Below are 22,464 nucleotides of genomic sequence, written 5' to 3'. Positions count from 1 at the left end.
GCTGGCAGAGAGAGAACGAAAACGAGAGATTGCCGGCGCCATGCGCGCCGGCCATTCAGAACTTCGGGATGCGCAGGGTCTTGCTGACCATCAGCGTGCCCGACAGCGCGAACAGCAGCACCAGCGGATGCAGCACGGCGGGGCCTAATACCCATGCGCCGCCAGGCAGTTCGCCGCCCAGCTGGCCTTGCGACGCGCACCAAGTCAGCACGGCAGTCAGCAGCACGCTGGTGGGGATGGGCGTGCCTTCGAAGTACGCCACCTTGCCGCTGTCGCTGCCGGCCGCCAGCGATTCGGCGGTGACGTTGAATCGCGCCAGCCGGCTGACGCCGCAGCAGACAAAGTAGATCAGCACCGCCAGGTCCCAGCCGCCGCGCATGCCGGCGGCAAAGGCCAGCGTGGCGGGGCCGACGCCGAACGAAATCACGTCGGCCAATGAGTCCAGCTCGCGCCCCAGCGCGGAATGCGCGTGGCGCCAGCGCGCGATGCGGCCGTCCAGCACGTCGAAGATAAAGGCCAGCGGCGCCAGCGCCGCGGCCGTATAGAAATGCGCCAGCTGCTGCTCCGCGACGAAAAACATCGCGAAGAACACCGACCCCATGCCGCAGGCCGCGTTGCCGAGCGTGAAGACATCGGCCAGCTGCAGTTCGCGCAGCATCGAGAAATGGCGTGGGCGTTCGGGCCGGGTGTTCATGGCGCGGGCTTACAGGACCTTGGACTCGTGGTGCACGTTGGGCGGCGCGGCGAAGGTTTCCGCAACCAGGCCGCGCCATTGCTGGAACTCCGGCGATTCGCGGAACAGCACCATATGGTCGTCCACGGTCTCCCAATCCACCACCAGCGTGTACTGGTCGGGCTGCTCGATCGAGCGGAACAACTGCACCCCGTGGCATCCGTGCGAGCGCAGGAACAGCGGCGTGGCCTGGCTTACACCTTGTTCGAACTGCTTGTCCATGCCGGGCTTGATAGTGATTTGCGCGATTTCCTTGATCATGTCGTCGTGGCGATAAAGTGGTTGCCGGCGCCGGCCGGGTACCGGCGGGTCTCTACTACCTTAGCACGATCGCGACGTCACATGCCTGCGGCAAGCATTCCGTTACAAGCAGGGGTTAGCATCGTCCACCTTGCCTCGACCTGCCGAAACCGCCATGCGTTCGCCTCTGCCTGAATGCAGCATTGCGCTGCCCGCCCTGTACCTGGCCTGCCTGATGGGCTTGCCGTCCGGCGCGGATGCTGCAATGCAGCCATGCGGCAGCCCTGCGACCGCGCTGGCCGATATCCGCAGCCCCGGCCAGGTTTCGCCGCTTGCCGGCCGCACGGTCGAAGTCCAGGCCATCGTCACGGCAGACTTCAGCGGCGACGGCGGCCTGCGCGGCTTCTTCCTGCAGACCGCGGACGCGCAACGCGTGCATCGGCCGGGCCTTTCTGAGGGTCTGTTTGTCTACGCGCCACGCGCCCGGGCCAATGCGGGCGACATGGTGCGCGTGTCCGGAAGGATCGAAGAACGATTCGGACAAACGCAGCTGGTGCTGTCAGGTTCGCCGGTGGTGTGCGCGCACGGCCTGTCCGTGGCGCCGCGGACGCTGACGCTGCCGCTTGCCAGTGAGTCTGACCTGGCTGCAATGGAGGGGATGCTGGTTCGCCTGCCGCAGACGCTGACGGTCAGCGATACGCATGAGCTGGGCCGTTATGGCACGGTGGTGCTGAGCCACGGACGCCCGATCGCACCCACGCAACAGGACCTGCCCGGACTAGCCGCGCGGCAAGCCGCGGCGGCCAACGCCCGCAACCGGTTGTTGCTTGACGACGGCTCGACACGCCAGTTTCCCGCCGTGCTGCCCTACCCGTCCCCGCGCCTGTCGGCCGAACATCCGCTGCGCGCCGGCGATACCGTCACCGGCGTGCAGGGCGTGCTGGAGCGACGCCACGGACAGTGGCGGCTGCAGCCGGCGCGCGGTACCGGAGCACTGGGGTACCAACGCGCCAACCCGCGCCCCGCTCCCCCGCCGCGGCATCCCGCCACCACGCTGCGCGTGGCGGCCTTCAACCTGCAGAACTACTTCAATGGCAATGGCCAGGGCGGTGGCCTCGATGCGCCCGGCAACCGCGGCGCGCAGGACACGGCCGCGCTGGCACGGCAGCAGGCCAAGCTGGTGGCCGCGCTGCGCGGCCTGGACGCCGACGTGATCGGCCTGATGGAGGTCCAGAACAATGGCTATGGCCGGTACGGCGCGATCCGCCAGCTGGCCACGCTGCTGGGGCCGGACTGGCGCGTGGCCGATCCCGGCACCCCGGCGCTCGGCGCCGATGCCATCGCGGTGGGGCTGCTGTACAACGCCCGCACCGCGCTGCCCGCCGGCCTGGTGGCCACCACATGGCTGGGCGAGCGCAGCCGCCAGCCGCTCGCGGCCAGCTTCCGCGCCGCGGCGGGCGGCGCGCCGGTGACGGTGGTGGTCAATCATTTCAAATCCAAGAACTGCGCCGAGGCCGCCGGCGCGCAGGCCGACCAGGGCGACGGCCAGGGCTGCTGGAACCCCGCGCGCGTACAGGCCGCCGACACCCTGGCCCGCTGGCTGGGCACCGCGCCGACCGGCGTCGCCGACGCGGGCGTGCTGGTGATCGGCGACCTGAACAGCTACGCGATGGAAGACCCGATACGCCTGCTGGCGCGGCGCGGCTTCGCCGACCTGGTGGCGCGCTTTGCCGGTCCGAACGCCTACAGCTACGTCTACGCCGCGCAGGCCGGCTACCTGGACCATGTACTCGCCGACGCCACGGCCGCGGCCCACGTGGTGGCCGTACATGCGTGGCATATCAATGCCGACGAGCCCGTGGCCTTCTCCTATGCCACAGCCCCGGGCTCAAGCGCCGCGCCGGCCTTCTATGCGCCCGACCCGTACCGGTCTTCCGATCACGACCCCCTGGTGGTCGATTTCGCCAGCAGCCCGCGCGCCAGGTAGAGCACCACCAGCAGGTTGGCCGCGGCCAGCGTGCCATGCAGCCAGCTGGGATGGAACAGGGCCTCGTACAGTTCCAGCGGAATGTAGATGCCGCCCGACCATACTCCAAGCCAATTGCCCCAGGCCAGCCCGCGCCACAGTCCATAGGCCTCGGCAAAGCGCATCAGCGCATAGACCGCGGCGGACCCGCCGATGGCCCACAGGCGCGCATTGTCGGGATGCTCAAGCAATGACAGGAAGATGGTGGGATAGCGGCTGGCCGGATTGACATGCCAGCGCTGGATGATGGCTTCGGCCAGCGCCTGGGCATCGCGATGCAGCAATGCGGCCAGGCCCAGGCCGGCCACGATCACCAGCAGCCCCTTGGCGGCCTCGAACAACGCAATGCTCCTGAGGCCCAGTGCGCCCTGCTTTGCCATGCGGTATCTCCGGTCGATGCAAGATCTGCAAAGCCGGTATTGTGCAATATCGGCAAACGCGAGGGCTGGGCGGGCCCGGGCGCGCCGCCTACGGGCGTGACTTCTGGTAAGTGCCGATCAGTTCCGCCTTGGCCAGCACGTGGCCTTGCATCGATCGCTCCAAGGCGGCCTTGTCCGGCTTGCCGATGTCCGGCAGCGCCACATCCAGCGCATAGAGCTTGAAGACATAGCGGTGCCGGCCGACCGGCGGACACGGGCCGCCATAGCCGGTGCGGTGCCAGTCGTTGAGCCCTTCGCGCGTGCCGGCCGGGAGCCCCGCCCTGGCGATGTCGGCGGCAAGCGCGGTGGCGTCGCCCGGCAGGTTGTAGAGCACCCAGTGGACCCAGGTCATCTTCGGCGCGGCCGGGTCGGGCGCATCCGGGTCGTCGACGATCAGCGCCAGGCTTGCCGTGCCGGGCGGCAGGCCGCTCCAGGCCAGCGGTGGAGAAATATCGGCGCCCTCGCAGGTGTGCTGTGCCGGAATCGCGCCGCCCGCGGCAAATGCGGTCGATTGCAACTGGAACGGCATACGGGCCTCCCTGGACGCAATGCGCAATGGCTCCAACTTAGGCCGGATCGGTGCCGCACGCAAGGCGCCACGCTGCGATGGCGGCGGCTCGGTCTCGAGCAGCGCCTTGAGCCGGCGCACTGCTTCGGTGGACTCGGCCTGCAACTGGTCGCGCAGCATCAGGCGATTGATCAGCGCAAACAGCAACGTCGGCGAACGGTAGTGGAATTCGCGCTCGAAGCGCGTGCGTTCGGCCGCTGGCGTCAGCGAGGGGGTGATGGCCGGCGTCAGCCGGTAGGTGATGGTGCCGACGCGGCGCCCCGCGGCCACGCCCTCGATCGACCACGTGCGCGGCCGCTGGCTTTCGATCACCGTCCAGACCACCACGCCGCCGCGCCGCGCCAGCATGAACGTTTCGGCAACGCGCTCGCCGCGCTCCAGCGGATGGTCGGTGGCGCCCGCCACGCCGAGCGAGGCCGGATGCCAGGCGGGCCAGTGCCGCGGGGTCGCGACAAAATCGAAGACCAGCGCCAGCGGGCGCGCGATCACTACCTCGTCATGGATGGCGGTGCGGTCCAGCCCCGGCAGCGGTGCCAGCAGCGCGCCCACCGTGACCGCGGCGAAGACAAAACCCCAGAGCAGTTTCCTGTGTCGGACAAGCATGGCAGCGGGACCGGATGCAACCGGGACGCACCCGTGCATCCCTGGCGCATGGCGCGATGCTTACAGTGTAGTGACTGCCCGGCATCGCGCCAGTCCCGTGCGTGGCTCAGCGCGCCACCGGCGCGGCGGCGCCCTCGGCCGCAGGCGCCGCGGCCACGGATGCCGGCAGCGGCCCCCAGCCCCCGCCCAGGCGACGCACCAGCGAAACCGTGGCGGCCGCGCGCAGGCCGGCAACCTGGTTGGCCTCGCGCTGCGACTGCAGCACGGTGCGGTCGGCATCGATCACCGTCAGGTAGTCGACCGCGCCCGCGTCATAGCGGCTGCGCGAAATCCGCGCCGCCCGCTTCGCGCCGCCGAGTGCGCTGTCCAGCGCGCCGGCCTGCTGGCTGAGCCAGCGCACGTCCGCGAGGCTGTCTTCCACCTCGCGGAAGGCCACCAGCACGGTCTGGCGGTAGCTGGCCACCGTTTCCTCGTGCGCGGCGCGGGCGCCGGCCAGGTTGGCGCTGTTGCGGCCTCCGTCGAACACGGTCTGCGCGATGCTGGAGCCGATCAGCGGCCCGAGCATCCAGGTGCGCGAGGACCATTTGAACAGGTTGGACAGGTCGGCCGATTCAAAGCCGAACAACCCGGTCAGCGTGATGCGCGGGAAAAACGCCGCCTTGGCCACGCCGATGCGCGCGTTGGCCGCCGCCATCTGGCGCTCGGCCGCGGCGATGTCCGGGCGCCGCTCCAGCAGCTCGGACGGCAGGCCGGCGGGGATCGCCACCGGCGCGGCGTCGAACGGCTTTGCCGGCAGCGAGAACGCCGCCGGCGGCACCCCCGTCAGCACCGCCAGCGCATGCTCCTGGTTGGCACGGCGGCGCTCGATGCCGGCCAGGTCCGCGCGCGCGGTGCCCAGTTCCGCTTCGGCGCGGGCGGGATCGAGGTCGGTGGTTTCCCCGGCGTCATAGCGCTTCTTCAGCAGCGACAGCGCATCTTCGCGCAGCTTGATGGTGGCGTTGAGCAGGTTGCGCTCGCTGTCCAGCGTACGCAGCGCGAAATACGCCTGCGCTACGTCAGCCTGCAGCGCCAGCTGCACCGAGCGGTACAGGTCTTCGGCAGCCTCGCCTTCGGCGCGGGCGGCGTTGACGCTCGACGCGACGCGGCCGAACAGGTCCAGCTCATAGCTGGCGAAGGCGCGCGCCTTCAACACCGTTTGCGGCGGCACGCGGGTGCCGTCGGGCAAGCCCTGCGACGCCGCCGACGGCTGCGAGCGGGTCGGGTCCAGCCCCACGCTCAACTGCGGATAGAGGTCCGCCTCGGTTGCGCCGGTGAAGGCGCGCGCCTGCTTCAGGCGGGCCGCGGCGATGGCGAGATCCTGGTTGGATTCACCGGCCGCTGCGATCAGGCGGTCCAGTTCGGCGTCGCCGAAGATCTTCCACCATTCGCCGCGGTGCAGGCCCTCGGCCGGCGTCGCGGTCTTCCATTGCGCGCCTTCGGCCTGGGCGGCCTCGGCTTCCTTGAAGGCCGGCACGGTGGCCGTCTCCGGCACCTTGTAGGTCGGCGCGAGCGAGCAGCCCGCCAGCACCAGCGCGGCGGCCAGCGTGGCGATTCGGGGCAGCTGCCTTGAGATCTGGGCAATCATGTTCATTCCTTGACTGTTCTGTGCTCTGGCGGTATCAACGCCGCCGAGGTAGCTCCCCTCTCCCGCTTTCGGGAGAGGGGTTGGGGGAGAGGGGAGCAAACAAGCGCTATTCTGCGGACGCCATCGCCTGGTGTTCCACCGACGCCGACGACTTGCGCCGCTGGCCGCGCGTTGCCAGCAGCCGCAACGCCACGTAGAACACCGGCGTCAGGAACAGCCCGAAGAAGGTCACGCCGAGCATGCCGGCGAACACCGCCACGCCCATCGCATGGCGCATCTCGGCGCCGGCACCGGTGGAGACCACCAGCGGCACCACGCCCATGATGAACGCGAACGACGTCATCAGGATCGGGCGCAGGCGCAGGCGGCTGGCCTCGATCGCGGCCTGCACCACGGTGCGGCCGTGATGCTCCAGCTCGCGCGCAAACTCGACGATCAGGATCGCGTTCTTCGCTGACAAGCCCACCAGCACGATGAAGCCGATCTGCGTAAAGATGTTGTTGTCGCCCTGCGTCAGCCACACCCCGGTCATTGCCGCCAGCAGGCTCATCGGCACGATCAGGATCACCGCCAGCGGCAGCGTCAGGCTCTCGTACTGGGCAGCCAGCACAAGGAACACCAGCAGCACGCACAGCGGGAAGATCCAGATCCCGGCATTGCCGGCCAGGATGTCCTGGTAGGTCAGCTCGGTCCATTCGAACTTGATGCCCTTCGGCAGCGTTTCCGCGGCGATGCGCTCGGCGGCGGCCTGTGCCTGGCCCGACGAGAAGCCGGGCGCGGGCCCGCCGTTCATGTCGGCGGCGGTAAAGCCGTTGTAGCGCACCACGCTGTCCGGACCGAAGCCCTGCCTGACCTGCACCAGCGACGACAGCGGCACCATGTCGCCGGCGGCGTTGCGCGTCTTCAGCTGCAGGATGTCCTCGGCATGGGCGCGGAACGGCGCGTCGGCCTGCACCTTGACCTGGTAGGTCCGGCCAAACTTGTTGAAGTCATTGACATAGGCCGAGCCCAGGTAGGTCTGCAGCGTGTCGAACACGTCCGTCACCGGCACGCCCAGCTGCTTGGCCTTGACGCGGTCCAGCCTGACGTCGAGCTGCGGCACGTTGACCTGGTAGTTGCTGAAGATGCCGGTCAGCTCGGGCGTGGCACGCGCCTTGTTGGCGAACGCGTTGGTGGCCTCGAACAGCGCGTCGTAGCCCAGCGCGGCACGATCCTCGATCATCAGCTTGAAGCCGCCGATGGTGCCCAGGCCCTGCACGGGCGGCGGCGGGAACACCGCGATAAAGGCATCCTGGATCGCCGCGTACTTCTGGTTCAGCTCGGCCGCGATGGCCGCGCCACCCAGCTCGGCGCTCTTGCGGTCCTCGAACGGCTTGAGCGTGGCGAACACGATGCCGGCGCTCGGGCTGTTGGTGAAGCCGTTGATCGACAGGCCCGGGAAGGCCACCGCCGATTCCACGCCCGGATGCTTGAGCGCGATGTCGCTCATCTTGCGGATCACGTCTTCGGTGCGGTCCAGCGTGGCACCGTCAGGCAGCTTGGCAAAGCCCACCAGGTACTGCTTGTCCTGCGCCGGCACGAAGCCCTTGGGCACCAGCTGGAACACACCCCAGGTCAGCGCCAGCATCACCGCGTACACGCCGAACACCGAGCCCTTGCGGCGGATCACGCCCTTCACGCCGCGGCCGTAGCTCTCGGCGCTGCGGCCGAAGAACCTGTTGAAGCGCTTGAAGAAGCCGCCGAAGACGCGGTCCATCCAGCGCGACAGCCAGTCCTTGGGCGCGTCGTGGCTCTTGAGCAGCAGCGCCGACAGCGCCGGCGACAGCGTCAGCGAGTTGAACGCCGAGATGATGGTCGAGATCGAGATGGTCAGCGCGAACTGCTTGTAGAACTGGCCGGTCAGGCCGGTCATGAAGGCCAGCGGCACGAACACGGCGATCAGCGTCAGCGCGATGGCGATGATGGGGCCGCTGACCTCGCGCATGGCCTTGTAGGTGGCCTCCTTCGGCGTCAGCCCTTCCTCGATGTTGCGCTCGACGTTCTCCACCACCACGATCGCGTCATCGACCACGATGCCGATCGCCAGCACCAGCCCGAACAGCGACAGCGCATTGATCGAAAAGCCGAACAGGTGCATCAGCCCGAAGGTACCGACGATCGACACCGGCACCGCCAGCAGCGGGATGATCGACGCGCGCCAGGTCTGCAGGAACAGGATCACCACCAGCACCACCAGCGCGATCGCCTCGAACAGCGTGTGCGTCACCGCCTCGATCGAGTGGCGCACGAACTGCGTCGGGTCATAGACGATGCTGTAGTCGATGCCGTCGGGGAAGTTCTGCTTCAGCTCTTCCATGGTCTTGCGCACGTCATCCGAGATCTGGATGGCGTTGGAACCAGGCGCCTGGAAGATGGGAATCGCCACCGCGGGCTTGTTGTCCAGCAGCGAGCGCAAGGCGTATTCCGACGCGCCCAGCTCGATCCGGGCGACGTCCTTCAGGTAGGTCACGGCGCCGTCGGCGGAGGTGCGCACGACGATATCGCCGAACTCTTCCACCGTGCTCAGGCGGCCCTGCGCGTTGACCGACAGCTGCAGGTCCGCGCCCGGCAGCGACGGCGACTGGCCGATCACGCCGGCCGCCACCTGCACGTTCTGCTCGCGGATGGCCTTGATCACGTCGCCGGTGGCAAGCTGGCGCTCGGCCATCTTTTCCGGGTTGAGCCACACGCGCATGGCGTAGTCGCCCGAGCCGAACAGCTGCACCTGGCCCACGCCCTGCAGCCGCGCCAGGCGGTCCTTGACGTTGATGACCGCGTAGTTGCGCAGGTAGGTCATGTCATAGCGGTCGTTGGGCGAGACCAGGTGGACCACCATGGTCAGGTCGGGCGAGCTCTTGACCGTGGTGATGCCCAGCCGCCGTACGTCTTCCGGCAGCCGCGGCTCGGCCTGCGAGACGCGGTTCTGCACCAGCTGCTGTGCCTTGTCGGGGTCGGTGCCCAGCTTGAAGGTCACCGTCAGCGTGAGCAGGCCGTCGCTGTTGGACTGCGACGACATGTACAGCATGTCCTCGACGCCGTTGATCTGCTCTTCCAGCGGCGACGCCACGGTTTCGGCGATCACCTTGGGGTTGGCGCCAGGATATTGCGCGCGCACCACCACCGACGGCGGCACCACTTGCGGGTACTCCGAGATCGGCAGCTTGAACATCGAGATGGCACCGATCAGGAAGATCAGCACCGACAGCACCCCCGCGAAGATGGGGCGGTCGATAAAGAATTTCGAGAGATTCATGTTGGTCTCTGCTAAAAGCGTCCCCCTGGCGGCCCGCTTGTGGCGGGCACCATCAACTGCCTGGGGAGCGATGCAAAACTAGGGGCGCTGGCAACACGCCACATCAAGCAAGGCCGGCGGTTTTTGGATGCTCCAACGCCGCCCGGGCTTGTCTGGGCCTTGTACTTCCTCTCCCCTCACGGGGACGGGGAGCAAACCCTCAGCAAGCGTTCATGGCGCTCAACTCACCGGCTTCACGTCCGCCTCGCCCTTCTCGCTCGCGGCCTGCTTGCGGTCAGGCGCTGCCGGACGCGGTTCCAGTTCGCTGCGGTAGGCCATGGCCACCGCCTTGGGCTGCACCGTGTCGCCCGGCCGCACGCGCTGCAGGCCATTGACGACGATGTTCTCGCCCGGCTTCAGCCCCTTGCGGATCACTCGCAGGCCTTCATAGTTGGGCCCGAGCTCGACTTCGCGGTAGACCAGCTTGTTGGCCTTGTCGACCACCAGCACGAACTTCTTGCCCTGGTCGGTGCCGACCGCCCGGTCGTTGACCAGCACCGCCGCATGCGGCGCGCCGCCGCCCATCTTGACCTTGGCGTACAGGCCCGGCAGCAGGCGGCCGTCGTCGTTGTCGAACACCGCGCGCACGCGGATGGTGCCGCTGCGGGTATCGAGCCGGTTGTCGACCGACTGGATCTTGCCCTGGTGCGGATGGCCGTCTTCATTGGCCAGGCCGAGGTAGACCGGCAGGTTGGCCTGTCCGCCGCCGGCGCCGGGAGCGGTGTAGCGCAGGTAGCTCTGCTCGTCGATCTCGAAGCTGGCGTAGATCGGCGACACCGACACCACGGTGGTCAGCGGCGGCGTCGCCACGCCGGGCGCCACCAGGTTGCCCACCGTGATTTCGGCGCGCGACACGCGGCCGGACACCGGCGCGGTGATGCGGGTGTAGGCCAGGTTCAGGCGCGCGGTTTCCAACTGCGCCTGCGCGGCGCGCACGTTGGCGCCGGTTTCGCGCGCGGCGTGGATGCGCTCGTCGAACTCGCGCCGCGAGATCGCGTTGTCGTCCAGCAGGCGCTGCGCGCGTTCGCCTTCGCTCTTGGCATGGGCCGCACGCACCTGCGCCGCGGCCAGCGCGGCCTCGGCGCGGGCCACCTCCGCGGCATAAGGCCGCGGGTCGATGGTGAAGAGCGCATCGCCCTTCTTCACCAGCGCGCCTTCGCGGAAGTGCACGGCGTCGATGGTGCCGCCGACGCGCGGGCGGATCTCCACCCGGTCCACCGCTTCCAGGCGGCCGGAGAATTCATCCCACTCGGTGATGGTCTGCCCGACCACCGCGGCCACCTCGATGGCGGGGGCCGGCGGCGGCGTGTTGGCGTGGGCTTCGCCGCTGTGCCACGGGCGCAGGATCGAACCGGCCACGCCGGCACCGAGCACCACGACGATGGCGAGGGCAATCAGGGTACGTCGCTTCTGCTGCTGCATTTCTCAAACTCCTGGATCGGGTTTTCTTCAACCGGAAAAGCAAATGGCCGAACGCCGCCTGCCGGTCCGCGCGGGCGGATCGGAACCATGGTCAAACTGATGGTCGGACTTGGGACCGCGCGCATGACGGCGCGCGCTGCGGTCCTGGCTCTGGCCGAAACAGAGCCGGCTGGCGGTTGTCTGGAGCGGCTCAGCCGGCGGGCTTGGCTCCAGGCCGGCTGGCGTTGGCGCCAGCGCGGCGTTCAGTCAAGGTGAGGCAGCGTCGGCCACGGCCAGACATCGCCGCAGGAACCGCGCACCTTCGTCGACCCATGCCTGACAGCTGTCATGGGCCTCTTCCACGCCGTCGCCGCAGGCGCCGGGCATGATCATGGCTTGGGCCGGCACACCGGCCTTGCCCAGGCGCCCGGCGAAGGCTTCGCCTTCGGCACGCAGCGCGTCGTGTTCGGCCACCTGCACCAGCGTGGGCGGCAGCCCGGCCAGGCGCGAGGCCAGCGCCGGCGCGGCATACGGATGCACCGTATCGGCCGGCGTCGGCAGGTAATCGCGATAGTTGTCGGCCAGCCGGCGCAGCGTTTCCATCGGCACCGTACCGCCGCCAAAACCCGCGCAGGAGGCATGCTGCAGGCACGGGTCGGTCACCGGGCGGATCAGCCACTGGCCGCGCGGCTGGGCGGTGCCGCGGTCGCGCAGCATCTGCGCCAGCGCGATCGCCAGGTTGCCACCGGCTTCCTCGCCCACCAGCGCGAAGCGGGTCTTGTCTACCTTCAGGCGCCGGGCATTGCGCAACACCCATTGCACGGTGCTGTGCGCATCCTCGGGCGCCGCCGGGAACGGGTGGTCGGGCGCCAGCGAATACGCCGGCGTAACCACCACCGCGGGCACCGTCGTGGCCAGGTCCTGCACCAGGTGGCAGGCGTGCTCCAGGCCGCCGTCGACGAAGCCGCCGGCGTGCAGGTACACCAGCCAGGGCAGCAGCGCGGCGCTGTCCATGCCCGGTGCCGGGTAGCCCGGCGGATAGCACACCCGCACCAGGATCTCGCGGCCGTCGCTGGTCACCGTGTGCTCGGCCACGCGCGCCTGTCCCGGTCCGGCTGCCGCGGGGGCAGTGGCGGCGCTGGCGGCTGCGGAGCGTTGGCCTGGCTTCTGTGACATGGCATCGGCGCACGACATGACAATGCGCTTGAGTGTTGCGATGCAACGGATTATGGTGATTGACGAGGATGGGATAAAGCGAGAGATCGCCAATGCACTGTTCCGGGATTGGAATAATCGCAAACCCGCCTGTCATGCGTCTGAAGACCGAAATCCCCACGCATGACAAGGTCTTGGATTTTGTGATTCACTCCCGCTCTCGGCACGCGCGGCGGTTGGCCAGGCCGTTGCGCGCCCGGCCCGTCGGGTGAACGCCCGCGGCGCCGTACGCCTGACTGAACCCATGCCGGCAGCGCGCCCAGCCAGCGCGCATCCCGTACCAGCAACCGGCAGACTCCCCATCACAACAACAAGACAGGCCGCGTGCGCCACGAGCGCGGGCGGCGCGCCGTTCGGATCTATCGTCGGAACCTCATCATGGACCGTCTCGTATCAATGCAGGCATTCACCCGGGTCGTCGACGTCGGCAGCTTTGCGCGTGCCGCCGAGTCGATGGACCTGCCCAAGGCCACGCTGACCCGCCTGATCCAGAACCTGGAAACCCACCTCGGCGTGAAGCTGCTGCACCGGACCACGCGCCGCATCAGCGTGACCAACGATGGCGCCGCGTACTACGAACGGTGCGTGCGCATCCTGGCCGATGTCGAGGAGGCCGAGCAGTCGCTGACGCGTCAGAACAATTCACCGCGCGGCACGCTGTCGGTCGACACCACCGCCGGGCTGGCGCAACTGGTGCTGGTGCCGCACCTGCATGAATTCTTCCAGGCCTATCCGGACCTGAAGCTGGAACTGACCATCAACGGCAAGCCGATCGACCTGCTGCAGGAAGGCGTCGACGTGGTGCTGCGCGTCGGCGTGCCGCTGGACGAAGCCATGGTGGCCCGCCGCATCGGCCACGTGCAACTGGCGTTCTACGCGTCGCCGATCTACCTGAACCGCGCCGGCACCCCGCATGACCTGGCCGAGCTGGCGCAGCACAAGGCGGTCAATTTCCTGTCCAACCGCACCGGCCGCGAGATGCCCTGGCCGCTGGCGCGCGGCATGGAGCGCAGCGAGGTGCTGCTGCCCTCCGCCATTTCCACCAACGACGCCGATGTCTACCTTGGCTGCGCGCTGGAAGGCCACGGCATCGCCCGCGTCTCGCGCGCGATGGCCGAGCCCTATGTGGCCAGCGGCAGGCTGGTGGAAATCCTGGCCGACTGGCAGACCGATGAACTGCCGATCTCGGCGATGTATCCGCAGAACCGGCACCTGTCGGCCAAGGTGCGGGTGTTCGTGAACTGGGCCGCGGAGCTGTTCTCGCGCCATCCGCATTTTGGTGCGGCACAGCAGCCGCTGCCCGTGGCGGCCTGAATGCTTGCGTGGCCGGCCTGCGCGACTAACCTGCGCTGGCGCGATCCGCCAGCGGCGCGTATGCCCGGCGGCAGGTAGGACAAAACCGGAAATCCGTTCAGCGGCCGCCGACCTATACTGTTTCTTCCGAAATCACGACAAGAACAGGATTCCGATGAAACAAGTGCTCCTCCCCATGGCGGCGTGCATTGCCGCAACCCTGGCACTGGCCGGTTGCGCCGGCTCCGGCATGCCTTCGTCGTCCGCGGCCCAGCCGTCCGCCACCGGCGCCACCAGCGGTGCCCGGGCTTCGGCCACGCTGCAGCCCAAGAGCGGCTCCAATACCGCGGGCACCGTCACCTTCCAGCAGCAACCCGGTGGCGTGATGATGACCGCCGCGATCACCGGGCTGCCGCCCAATTCGGTCCACGGCTTCCACGTCCACGAGAAGGGCGACTGCTCCGCGCCTGACGCGATGAGCGCGGGCGGCCATTTCAACCCGGCCGGCAAGCCCCACGGGCAGGTGACCATGCCGGACCACCATGCCGGCGACATGAACAACGTCACCGCCGATGCCAGCGGCAACGTGCGCGTCAGCATGCTGCTGCCGTCGCTGTCGGTAGGCACCGGCGCCAACAGCGTGATCGGCCGCGCGGTGGTCGTGCACAAGGATCCGGACGACTACAAGACGCAGCCCACCGGCAATGCCGGCGGCCGCATCGCCTGCGGCGTGGTGGCGGCGTCCTGAGCGCCCTGCGGTCAGCGGGCCTGGACCAGATGTGTCCGGGCTCGCCGGGCTGCCCGAATCGCAACGCCCGCGGCGCGGCATGGCAACATGGCGCCATCGCCGCAACCATAGGGCTCCGCAACGGGGCCGTCCCGACGCCCAATGCCATTGCCGACCGACGCCGCATTCGTCCCCCACCGCCGCCTGGGCGCCGGTTCGCTGATGCTGTGCTGCGCCGCCCTGCTCGGCGGCTGCGCACTGCCGCCGCTGAATCCCCGCACCGAATCCTCTGCGCTGACGCCGGCCGAAGCCCAGGCCACGCGGCTGGGCCAGGCGCTGGCCGGCGAAGTGGCGCGCCACCCGGGGCTGAGCGGCATCCATCCGCTGCAGAACGCCTACGCCGCCTTTGCCGCGCGCGTGCAACTGGCGCGCACCGCGCAGCGCACGCTCGACGTGCAGTACTACATCTGGCGCGATGACCTGACCGGCACGCTGCTGCTCGACGCCCTGCACGAGGCCGCCGATCGCGGCGTGCGCGTGCGCCTGCTGCTCGATGACAACGGCATTGCCGGCATGGACGAACTGCTGGCCGCGATGGACGCGCACCCGCAGGTCGAAGTGCGCCTCTTCAACCCGTTCGTGATCCGCCACCCCAAGGCACTGAATTTCCTGACGGATTTCCGGCGCCTGAACCGGCGCATGCACAACAAGTCGTTCACCGCCGACGGCGTTGCCACCATCATCGGCGGGCGCAATGTCGGCGACGAGTACTTTGGCGCCACCGACGACGTGCTGTTCGCCGACCTCGACGTGATTGCCGTCGGCCCCGCGGCCGGCGAGATGGCGCAGGATTTCGACCGCTACTGGTCCAGCGCCTCGGCCTACCCGGTGGACCGTCTGCTGCCGCCGGTCAGCGTGGAACGGCTGCAGGCGCTGGTCGGGCACGCCCGCGAGGTCGAGCGCAATCCGGCGGCGACGGCCTACCTGGCCGCGGTGCGCGAACTGCCCGACGTGCAGCGGATGCTGGACGGCACGCTGCAATTCCAGTGGGCAAGCACCCGCATGGTCAGCGACAACCCCGCCAAGGCGCTGGGCGAAGCCTCGCGCCGCACGCTGGTGGCGCATCAGCTGCGCGAGATCCTGGGCGAGCCGCAGCGCGAGCTCGACCTGATCTCGCCCTACTTCGTGCCCTCGAGCGGCGGCACCTCTTTTTTCACCGACATGGCCAAGCGCGGCGTCGCGGTACGCGTGCTGACCAATGCGCTGGAGGCCACCGACGTGGCCGCCGTGCATTCGGGCTATGCCAAGCGGCGCAAGGCCCTGCTCGAGGCCGGCGTGGACCTGTACGAACTGCGGCGCGCGGCCGCGCCGCCCAAGAAGGAAGAGCGCGCCGGCCCCTTCGGCAGCTCGGGCTCCAGCTTGCACGCCAAGACCTTCGCGGTCGACGGCAGCCGGGTCTTCGTGGGTTCGTTCAACTTCGATCCGCGTTCGGCCATGCTCAACACCGAGCTTGGTTTCATCATCGACAGCCCCGCGCTGGCGGGCCGGATCGAATCCACCTTCGCCAGCGTGGTCCCGCAAGCGGCCTACGAGGTCAGGCTGGACGAGACCGGCCAGCTGTACTGGCTGGAACGGCGCGGCGATGAAGTGATCCGCCACGATACCGAGCCGAACACCAGCTGGTGGCGCCGTCTTGGTATCTGGTTCCTGTCGATCCTGCCGATCGAGTCGATGCTGTAGCGGTGCGGTCGCTCAGGTCCGGGCGCTCAGATCTGGTCGATCAGGCTGCGTACCACATCGGCCAGCCGGCCGGCGCGGTGGCGCCCCTTCTCGTCCAGCCCCATGCCGCTGCCGCCGGCCAGCGCCTTCAGGCCGAACAGTGCATCGCCCACGTCGCGCCAGGCCGGGAAATCGGCATGGATCTTCTCCAGTGCGGCGGCGCCCGCCGCCACCTGGGCGGGCGCGGGCGTGTTGCCGGCCGCCAGGTCCTCCAGCGCCATGGCGGCGTCGACCAGGCCTTTGCGATTCATCTGCTGTCTCCCCGGAAGCTCTTTTGTCATGGCCGCCTGCATGGCGGCCATGACACTGTAGCAGGCCTGATGCTGACCTTTGCCGGGATGGGGGAAAGTCCGGGGGCGGGCTCGGTAACGGCGGCTCAGTTGCGGCCGATATCCTGCAGAATCCGCGTCATCAGGTACAGGCGCGGCACGATCGAATCCAGTTCGATGTATTCGTCGCGCGCGTGGTAGCCGAAGCCTGCCAGGCCGAAGCTTTCCACCACCGCGGGCTTGCCTGAGCGGGCCGCGTAGCTGGCGTCGGTGGCGCCGCCGGTGCCTTCGGCCAGCGCCAGCGTGCGGCCGTCCAGCTCGGCATAGATTTCCTGCGCACGCTTGGCCAGCGCGCGGCCGCGCGCATCGGCCACGAACGGCGGGCGGCCCTCTTCCATCGTCACCGTGGTGTGCGTGTCGGGCACCAGCTGGCTGGTCTTGACCTTGTCCTGCAGCGCCACCTTCAGCTTCTCGGCGGCACCGGCGGCCGTGGTGCGCACGTCGCCGTAGGCCACGGCGCTTTCCGGAATCTGGTTGCGCACCGTGCCGGCCTGGGCCTGGGTCCAGTTCAGCTGCGAGCCCGGCACCAGGCTGGCCGCGTCGCGCGTCTGCTGCAGCTGGTGGGCCAGCTCGATCAGCGCATTGCGGCCGCGCTCGGGCGCCGCGCCGGCGTGGGAGGCGCGGCCCTTGACCTGCATGGTGGCGGTGGCGGTGCCGGAGGCGCCCAGCAGCAGCGCCTCGGCCTTGACCACATCCTTGGCCGCGGTGGGCTCGCACGAAAGCACCACGTCATGCTGCGCGGCCAGCGTGGCGATGGTTTCGGCCGAACCGACCGAGCCGACCTCCTCGTCCGGGTTGAACAGCACCGTGATCTGCGCGTAGTCGCGCCAGCCCTGCTGCTTCAGGATTTCGAGCGAATGCAGGATCACGGCGATGCCGCCCTTGTCGTCTGCGATGCCCGGGCCATAGAGCCGGTTGCCTTCCTCGCGGATCGGCTGCGTGGCGAGCGTGTTGTCGGGATAGACGGTGTCGAGGTGGGCAATCAGCATGACGCGGCGCTTGCCGGTGCCGGTCAAGGTGGCCTTGACCATGGTGCCCGGGCCCTTGGTCACGGGCAGCCGCTCGACCTTTGCGCCGAGCGCCTGCAGGCGCTTCCCGGTATAGCTGGCCATCTGCGCCAGCCCCTTGGCATTGGCGCTGCCGGATTCGATCGACACCATCTCCTTGAGCGACTGCACGACCCTGGGCTGCGCGGCCTGCGCCGCGGACAGCAGCGCGGCATCGGGCTGCGCGGCAATGGCCGGCGTGCCGGCCCCGGCAAGCGTCAGGGCAGCGGCAATGGCAACGTGGCGAACGGAAAACGGCATGGAATCTCCTCGGTGTGGTGTTGTTGGCAGTGCCGCGATCATGGCCGTTCGCCGCGGCACAACGGCACGATGCTAGTCCTTGCCAGCCACTATGGGGAGGTTCAATATCGCCAATCCGGATGCCGATCCCGCCACGGCGTTTCGGCATCCGACCGATCTTCAACCATTCGAACGGTTCAAGGCATGCCAGCCCCCACCGCCGCCATCGCGCCATCATCACAGAACGTCCCGCTGCATGTGCGCCTGCTGTGGCTGCCGCAAGCCATGCCCGGCAGCCTGTTCACCACGCTCGACGTGCTGCGCACGGTGGCCGGCGTGGCCAGCCTGCAGCGCCCCGGTGCCGCGCCGACGCTGAGCTGGCAACTGTGCCGCGCCAACGGGCGCACACTGGCCACCGAGCTACCGGGATTGGTATCATCGACGCGGCGCGCACGCGTGCCGGGCAGCCGCACGCTGCTGGTCATTCCCGCGCTGTTGGCCAGCAATGCGCCGCAGCTGGGCGAACTGGTGCCGCGCGATGCCGCGGCGCTGCGCCTGGTGGAGCGCCATGCGCGCGGCGGCGGCTGGATCGCCGCGTGCGCATCGGGAATGGTACTGCCGCTTCAGCTCGGCCTGCTGGATGGCGCCAGCGTGGGCGCGCCGTGGATGTTCCAGAGCTGGATGGCGCGCCAGTACCCGCTTTGCGATCTGACCAGCGATGCGGCCATGAGCGTGCACGGGCAGGTGTTTTCCTGCGTGGCGCCCGCGCTGCAGGTGGAATTCATGCTGCGCGTGCTGGGCCATCTGCACGACCCTGACCTGGCGCAGGCGGCGTCGCGGCTGATGCTGTTCCAGCCCGAACGCCAGCGCAGCGTGCCGGCGCTGGTGTCGCAACGCTGGCTCGGCCGCACCGCCGACAGCCCGGTCTACCGCGCCATCCAATGGCTGCGCGACCATGTGTCGGAGCCCTACCGGCTGGCTGCGGTGGCGCAGGCGGCGGCGGTCAGCGAACGCACCCTGCTGCGGCATTTCGGCCAGGTCACCGGCATGACGCCGCTGGATTACCTGCACACGCTGCGTGTGGAGCGTGCCCGCATGCTGCTGGAAGTCACGCTGCACGGCACCCATGCCATTGCCGAGGCATGCGGCTACAGCGACGCCGCGGCGTTCCGCCGGCTGTTCCAGCGCGCCACCGGCATGTCGATGTCGGACTACCGCGCCCGCTTTGCGCTGCGGGCGCGGCGGCGCTACTGGCGCATGGAAGATACCGCCGCAAAGCGCGCCGCGCAGCACGGCGCGCACCGATAGCCGGTCCGCGCCCGCGCTCAGGGGCGCAGCGAGATGTGGTTGACCACGTCCTCCACGCCCTGCACGTACCACGCATCGCGCTCGGCCTGGCGGCGCGTGCGCTCGTTGTTGACGCAGCCCTCGAGCGTGACCACGCGGTCCTGGGTATGCGCGCTGACCTGGGCCGCATCGACGAAGGGATCGGTCTCCAGCACCAGCATCAGCGCCTCGGTGATCTCATCGTCGCGGTCGGTCTCGGCGGGGGCCACCACCAGTTCATTGACCACGCAGCGGCAGCCGCGCGACCACCATGCCAGCACGCCGGCCAGGCGCATGTGCGACAGGCTGATCACCTGCCCCCACAGCGTCACCACGCCGTCCTGCACCGCGACTTCGATCCAGCCGTTGCGTTCATTGACCGGTTCGCGCATGGCCTCTGGCTTGCCCTTGACGCGCGCACAAATCTTGCAATTGTGGAATTCGACGGCATTGAGCAGGCGCTCGCACACCGCGTCGCGCAGTTCGCCGTCGCCGACCGGGGCGCCGCCGTCGGTCACGCGCAGGTGGTCGACCACGCTGGTGACGCCGTCCACGCGCCGCAGCGTCGCCGCGGCCCGGGTCTTGTCAACGATATCGGCCACTTCGCCCTCGAGGATCAGCGCCCCGTCCGAGAGCCGCAGCTGGATGGTGGGATGGAGGACATGGCCCTGATAGGGCACATGGGCCAGGGCTGCGCGCGCCTGCGTCAGCACCGCTTCGCTACTCTGCATGTTGTCGCCTCGCCGGTTGGTCTGGAGATAGAGGGATGCGCGCCCCTGCCTGCAGGCGCGCGGGAGCGGCGCCGCGGCCTCCTTCACCCCCGGGACCCCGGCAACCGCTTCCTCATTATAGGAAGCGGTCCGCCGCCGGCCCGACCGCCACCGTCCGCCCCATCCGTGCCGGCAGGGGCTCAGGCGCCCGCCGCCTCGCGCGCGCGGGCGACTTCCTGGTTGCGCAGGATAAAGCGCTGGACCTTGCCGCTGGGGGTCTTGGGCAGTTCGGCGACGAACTCGATCTCGCGCGGGTAGGCATGGGCGGCGAGGCGCTTGCGCACGTGCAGGCGCAGCGTCTCGGCCAGTTCTGACGAGCCCTGGTGGTGCGGGTCCAGCACCACGAAGGCCTTGATCAGCTCGGTGCGCTCGGGGTCGGGCTTGCCGATCACCGCCGCCTCGACCACCGCCGGGTGCTCGATCAGCGCGCTTTCCACGTCGAACGGCCCGACCCGGTAGCCGGAGGTGGTGATGACGTCGTCGGCGCGGCCGATAAAGCTGATGCTGCCGTCGTCGTTGAGCTCCGCGGAATCGCCGGTCAGGTAGTAGTCGCCGGCAAAGGCGCTGGTGGGCGTACCGTGGTAGCCGCCGAACCAGCACATCGGCGAGCGCTTCAGGTCCAGCGCCAGCGTGCCCGGCTGGCCGGCCGGCAGTTCGCGCAGCGCGTCGTCGACCACCACCACGCGGTGCCCGGGGCTGGCAAAGCCGGCCGCGCCCATGCGCACCGGGTGGGCCAGGGCGTGGTGGTTGCAAAGCACCATGCCCAGCTCGGTCTGGCCATAGTGGTCATGGATGGTGACGCCCAGTTCGCTGGCGAACCAGCGGATCACTTCCGGGTTGAGCGGCTCGCCGGCGCTGCTGACGGCGCGCAACTGCCCGCGCAGCGGGCCGGATACGGCCTCGCCCGCCGCAATCAGCATGCGATAGGCGGTGGGCGAGCCGGCGAGGTTGGTGATGCCGTATTTGCGGATCACGCGGCAGGTGCTGTCGACCGTGAACGGGCCGTCGTAGAACGTGGTGGCATGGCCCAGCGACAGCGGCCCGGTGACGGCGTAGTACAGGCCGTAGGCCCAGCCCGGATCGGCCAGGTTCCAGAACGCGTCGTCGTCGCGCAGGTCGACCGCATCGCGCATATAGCCGGCAAACGCCGCAATGGCCTTGAGCGGCACCAGCAGCGGCTTGGCCGGGCCGGTGGTGCCGGAGGTGAACATCATCAGGAAAGGGTCGTCGCCGCGCCGCATCACCGGCGCGAACGATGCCGGCTGGCGTGCCAGCTCGGCCCAGAAGCTGAAGTCGCCCGCGTTCGGAGCGCGTTGCTCCGCGCTCCCTTGGGTGCCGGCCGCCGTGACGATGGCGGGACAGCCGGCTACCTCGTCCAGCTTGGGCCGGTTGGCCGTATCGGTGACCACCACCTTTGCCCCCGACGCATTGAGCCGGTGCTCGATGGCCTTGGGCCCGAAGGCGGTAAACAGCGGCTGGTACACGGCCCCGGCGCGCCACGTGCCGAGGATTGTCACCAGCAGTTCGGCGTTGCGCGGCAGCAGGCCCGCGACGCGGTCGCCCGGCTGCACGCCCTGTGCCTTCAGGAAGCCCGCGAACTGTGCCGACAGCGCCTGCAACTCGGCGAAGGTCCAGCTGCGCGCGTCGCCGTTGCGCCCTTCCCAGTTCAGCGCAATGCGGCCGGGCTGTGCGTGCCGGTCGCAGCATTCGACGCAGGCGTTCATCGCCGCCAGGCTGCCGTGCAGTTGCCGGGCCACGGCGTCGTCATAGGAAAATCCGTCGAAAGCTTGGGCGTAGTCGCGCATTGGGTCTCCTGGATCCGGCTTGTGCCTTGTAGTCGGTGGCCGTGCGCGTTGGCCGCGCCACGGCTGCCGCAAGAGTGTGCGCCACGGCGCGCCGATCCGGCAATAACCGATTCCGCCAGCGCGGCTGACGGTTTTTGCCATCCCTGCCATGCGCATCAACGGGGCGCCGAAGCGCGCTTGACGCGGCGCCGCCGGCCCCACACGATACGGGCATCACCTACGGGAGACAGCGCATGTGCACCAACTATGCCCCGGTCCAGCGCCGCATCCTGCGCGAAATCTTCGGCGTGGAGCCACCCGCGGGCGTGTACAAGTCCGAGACCTACCCCGACTATGCGGCGCCGATCGTGCGCGCCGATGACGGCGGGGCACGCAGCGCCGGCCTGGCCTCGTTCGGCATGGTGCCGCGCTCGCGCATTCCACCGGGCGCACGGCGTTACGACACCACCAATGCCCGCAGCGAGACCGTGGGCGAGCGACCCGCCTTTGCGCGCTACTGGCGCCAGGGCCAGCTCTGCCTGATACCGGCCACGGCGTTCTACGAGTTTGCGTACCCCGAAAATGTGGCGGACGGTGCCGCGCCGGGCAAGCCGGTGCGCTGGCGCGTCTGGCTGCCCGGCGAGCCGGCCTTCGGCATTGCCGGGCTGTGGCGCGGCTGGCCTGACCAGGCGCTGTCCTTCACCATGCTGACTGTCAACTCCGCGCAGCACCCGCTGCTGCAGCGCTTCCACAAGCCGGGCGACGAGAAGCGCGCCGTGGTCATCGTGCCGCGCGCACAGTGGGACGACTGGCTGGCGTGCCGGGACCCCGAGATCGCACGAACCTTCCTGAAGCTGTTGCCGGCCGATGCCCTGCAGGCCGAGCCAGCGCCCAAAGTGCAGGGAGCGCCCATTCCCGACGCGGATTAGCGTGACCGGCGCGGCGGCGGCAAGGCTCGATCCGCCGCTGCCCTTGCCATGGCGCTTTTCCCGACTACACTCGTTGCTGGA

General features: G+C 69.1%; 18 protein-coding genes. 6 read left to right on the top strand and 12 right to left on the bottom strand.

Features of this window, described 5'->3' with window-relative positions; genetic code table 11:
* Positions 1 to 55: 55 nt before the first annotated feature.
* Entirely contained in the window at positions 56 to 694 is a 639-nt protein-coding gene (locus MKD50_RS09520; RefSeq protein ID WP_115683142.1) for a CDP-alcohol phosphatidyltransferase family protein, read from the bottom strand.
* 9 nt (positions 695 to 703) lie between these two features.
* Positions 704 to 994, bottom strand: coding sequence for an antibiotic biosynthesis monooxygenase family protein (locus tag MKD50_RS09515; protein ID WP_115683143.1), 291 nt, complete (start codon positions 992 to 994; stop codon positions 704 to 706).
* 154 nt (positions 995 to 1,148) lie between these two features.
* Here MKD50_RS09515 and MKD50_RS09510 point away from each other — a divergent pair, with 154 nt between their 5' ends.
* Positions 1,149 to 2,960, top strand: a complete 1,812-nt coding sequence (locus tag MKD50_RS09510; protein ID WP_252666974.1) for an ExeM/NucH family extracellular endonuclease — start codon at positions 1,149 to 1,151, stop codon at positions 2,958 to 2,960.
* On the opposite strand, the gene MKD50_RS09505 is transcribed toward MKD50_RS09510, so the two are convergent.
* The 6 genes from MKD50_RS09505 to MKD50_RS09480 all read right to left on the bottom strand — a co-directional run bounded on the left by MKD50_RS09505 (position 2,912) and on the right by MKD50_RS09480 (position 12,121).
* Positions 2,912 to 3,379, bottom strand: coding sequence for a DUF2127 domain-containing protein (locus MKD50_RS09505; protein ID WP_252666973.1), 468 nt, complete (start codon positions 3,377 to 3,379; stop codon positions 2,912 to 2,914). The two genes, MKD50_RS09510 and MKD50_RS09505, sit on opposite strands and share 49 nt — an antisense overlap.
* 88 nt (positions 3,380 to 3,467) lie before the next feature.
* Positions 3,468 to 4,589: a YbhB/YbcL family Raf kinase inhibitor-like protein gene (locus tag MKD50_RS09500; protein WP_115700224.1), complete on the bottom strand. Its 1,122-nt coding sequence runs from the start codon at positions 4,587 to 4,589 to the stop codon at positions 3,468 to 3,470.
* Positions 4,590 to 4,695: 106 nt separating this feature from the next.
* A complete protein-coding gene (locus MKD50_RS09495; RefSeq protein ID WP_256503692.1) occupies positions 4,696 to 6,213 on the bottom strand; it encodes an efflux transporter outer membrane subunit in 1,518 nt (505 codons plus the stop codon).
* A gap of 106 nt (positions 6,214 to 6,319) precedes the next feature.
* On the bottom strand, positions 6,320 to 9,505 hold the full coding sequence (locus MKD50_RS09490; RefSeq protein ID WP_252666972.1) for an efflux RND transporter permease subunit: 3,186 nt from the start codon (positions 9,503 to 9,505) through the stop codon (positions 6,320 to 6,322).
* A 219-nt stretch (positions 9,506 to 9,724) separates the two neighbouring features.
* Positions 9,725 to 10,966 (bottom strand): efflux RND transporter periplasmic adaptor subunit, encoded by a 1,242-nt coding sequence (locus MKD50_RS09485; protein WP_240072021.1) that lies wholly within the window; start codon positions 10,964 to 10,966, stop codon positions 9,725 to 9,727.
* Between the two features lie 246 nt (positions 10,967 to 11,212).
* A complete protein-coding gene (locus MKD50_RS09480) occupies positions 11,213 to 12,121 on the bottom strand; it encodes an alpha/beta hydrolase (protein WP_115702474.1) in 909 nt (302 codons plus the stop codon).
* Positions 12,122 to 12,538: 417 nt separating this feature from the next.
* Here MKD50_RS09480 and MKD50_RS09475 point away from each other — a divergent pair, with 417 nt between their 5' ends.
* From MKD50_RS09475 to MKD50_RS09465, 3 genes are all read left to right on the top strand, one after another.
* A complete protein-coding gene (locus tag MKD50_RS09475) occupies positions 12,539 to 13,474 on the top strand; it encodes a LysR family transcriptional regulator (protein WP_252666971.1) in 936 nt (311 codons plus the stop codon).
* 154 nt (positions 13,475 to 13,628) lie between these two features.
* Positions 13,629 to 14,201: a superoxide dismutase family protein gene (locus MKD50_RS09470; RefSeq protein ID WP_240072019.1), complete on the top strand. Its 573-nt coding sequence runs from the start codon at positions 13,629 to 13,631 to the stop codon at positions 14,199 to 14,201.
* A 141-nt stretch (positions 14,202 to 14,342) separates the two neighbouring features.
* Entirely contained in the window at positions 14,343 to 15,920 is a 1,578-nt protein-coding gene (locus tag MKD50_RS09465) for a phospholipase D family protein (protein ID WP_252666970.1), read from the top strand.
* A gap of 26 nt (positions 15,921 to 15,946) precedes the next feature.
* Here MKD50_RS09465 and MKD50_RS09460 read toward each other — a convergent pair whose 3' ends face one another.
* Both MKD50_RS09460 and MKD50_RS09455 read right to left on the bottom strand, forming a co-directional pair.
* Positions 15,947 to 16,210 (bottom strand): hypothetical protein, encoded by a 264-nt coding sequence (locus MKD50_RS09460; protein ID WP_115700217.1) that lies wholly within the window; start codon positions 16,208 to 16,210, stop codon positions 15,947 to 15,949.
* A 125-nt stretch (positions 16,211 to 16,335) separates the two neighbouring features.
* Entirely contained in the window at positions 16,336 to 17,595 is a 1,260-nt protein-coding gene (locus MKD50_RS09455) for a M20/M25/M40 family metallo-hydrolase (RefSeq protein WP_115700216.1), read from the bottom strand.
* Between the two features lie 183 nt (positions 17,596 to 17,778).
* On the opposite strand from MKD50_RS09455, the gene MKD50_RS09450 reads away from it, so the two are divergent.
* Positions 17,779 to 18,882, top strand: a complete 1,104-nt coding sequence (locus MKD50_RS09450; RefSeq protein ID WP_252666969.1) for a GlxA family transcriptional regulator — start codon at positions 17,779 to 17,781, stop codon at positions 18,880 to 18,882.
* 17 nt (positions 18,883 to 18,899) lie between these two features.
* Here the strand turns inward: MKD50_RS09450 and MKD50_RS09445 are convergent, their stop codons facing one another.
* Positions 18,900 to 19,631 carry a BON domain-containing protein gene (locus MKD50_RS09445; RefSeq protein ID WP_115700214.1) on the bottom strand — a complete coding sequence of 244 codons (732 nt, stop codon included), beginning with the start codon at positions 19,629 to 19,631 and terminating at the stop codon, positions 18,900 to 18,902.
* Positions 19,632 to 19,810: 179 nt separating this feature from the next.
* The gene (locus MKD50_RS09440) at positions 19,811 to 21,475 is read right to left on the bottom strand and encodes an AMP-binding protein (RefSeq protein WP_252666968.1); all 1,665 of its coding nucleotides are present in this window, start codon (positions 21,473 to 21,475) and stop codon (positions 19,811 to 19,813) included.
* Positions 21,476 to 21,708: 233 nt separating this feature from the next.
* Here MKD50_RS09440 and MKD50_RS09435 point away from each other — a divergent pair, with 233 nt between their 5' ends.
* Positions 21,709 to 22,383 carry an SOS response-associated peptidase gene (locus MKD50_RS09435; protein WP_115700212.1) on the top strand — a complete coding sequence of 225 codons (675 nt, stop codon included), beginning with the start codon at positions 21,709 to 21,711 and terminating at the stop codon, positions 22,381 to 22,383.
* The last annotated feature ends 81 nt before the right edge of the window (positions 22,384 to 22,464 follow it).

Source organism: Cupriavidus mimosae, assembly GCF_023952485.1.
In the GTDB taxonomy this organism is placed as follows: domain Bacteria; phylum Pseudomonadota; class Gammaproteobacteria; order Burkholderiales; family Burkholderiaceae; genus Cupriavidus; species Cupriavidus taiwanensis_C.
Note: the sequence above shows the minus strand (reverse complement) of the source record. Positions and strands in the feature narration are given on the sequence as shown.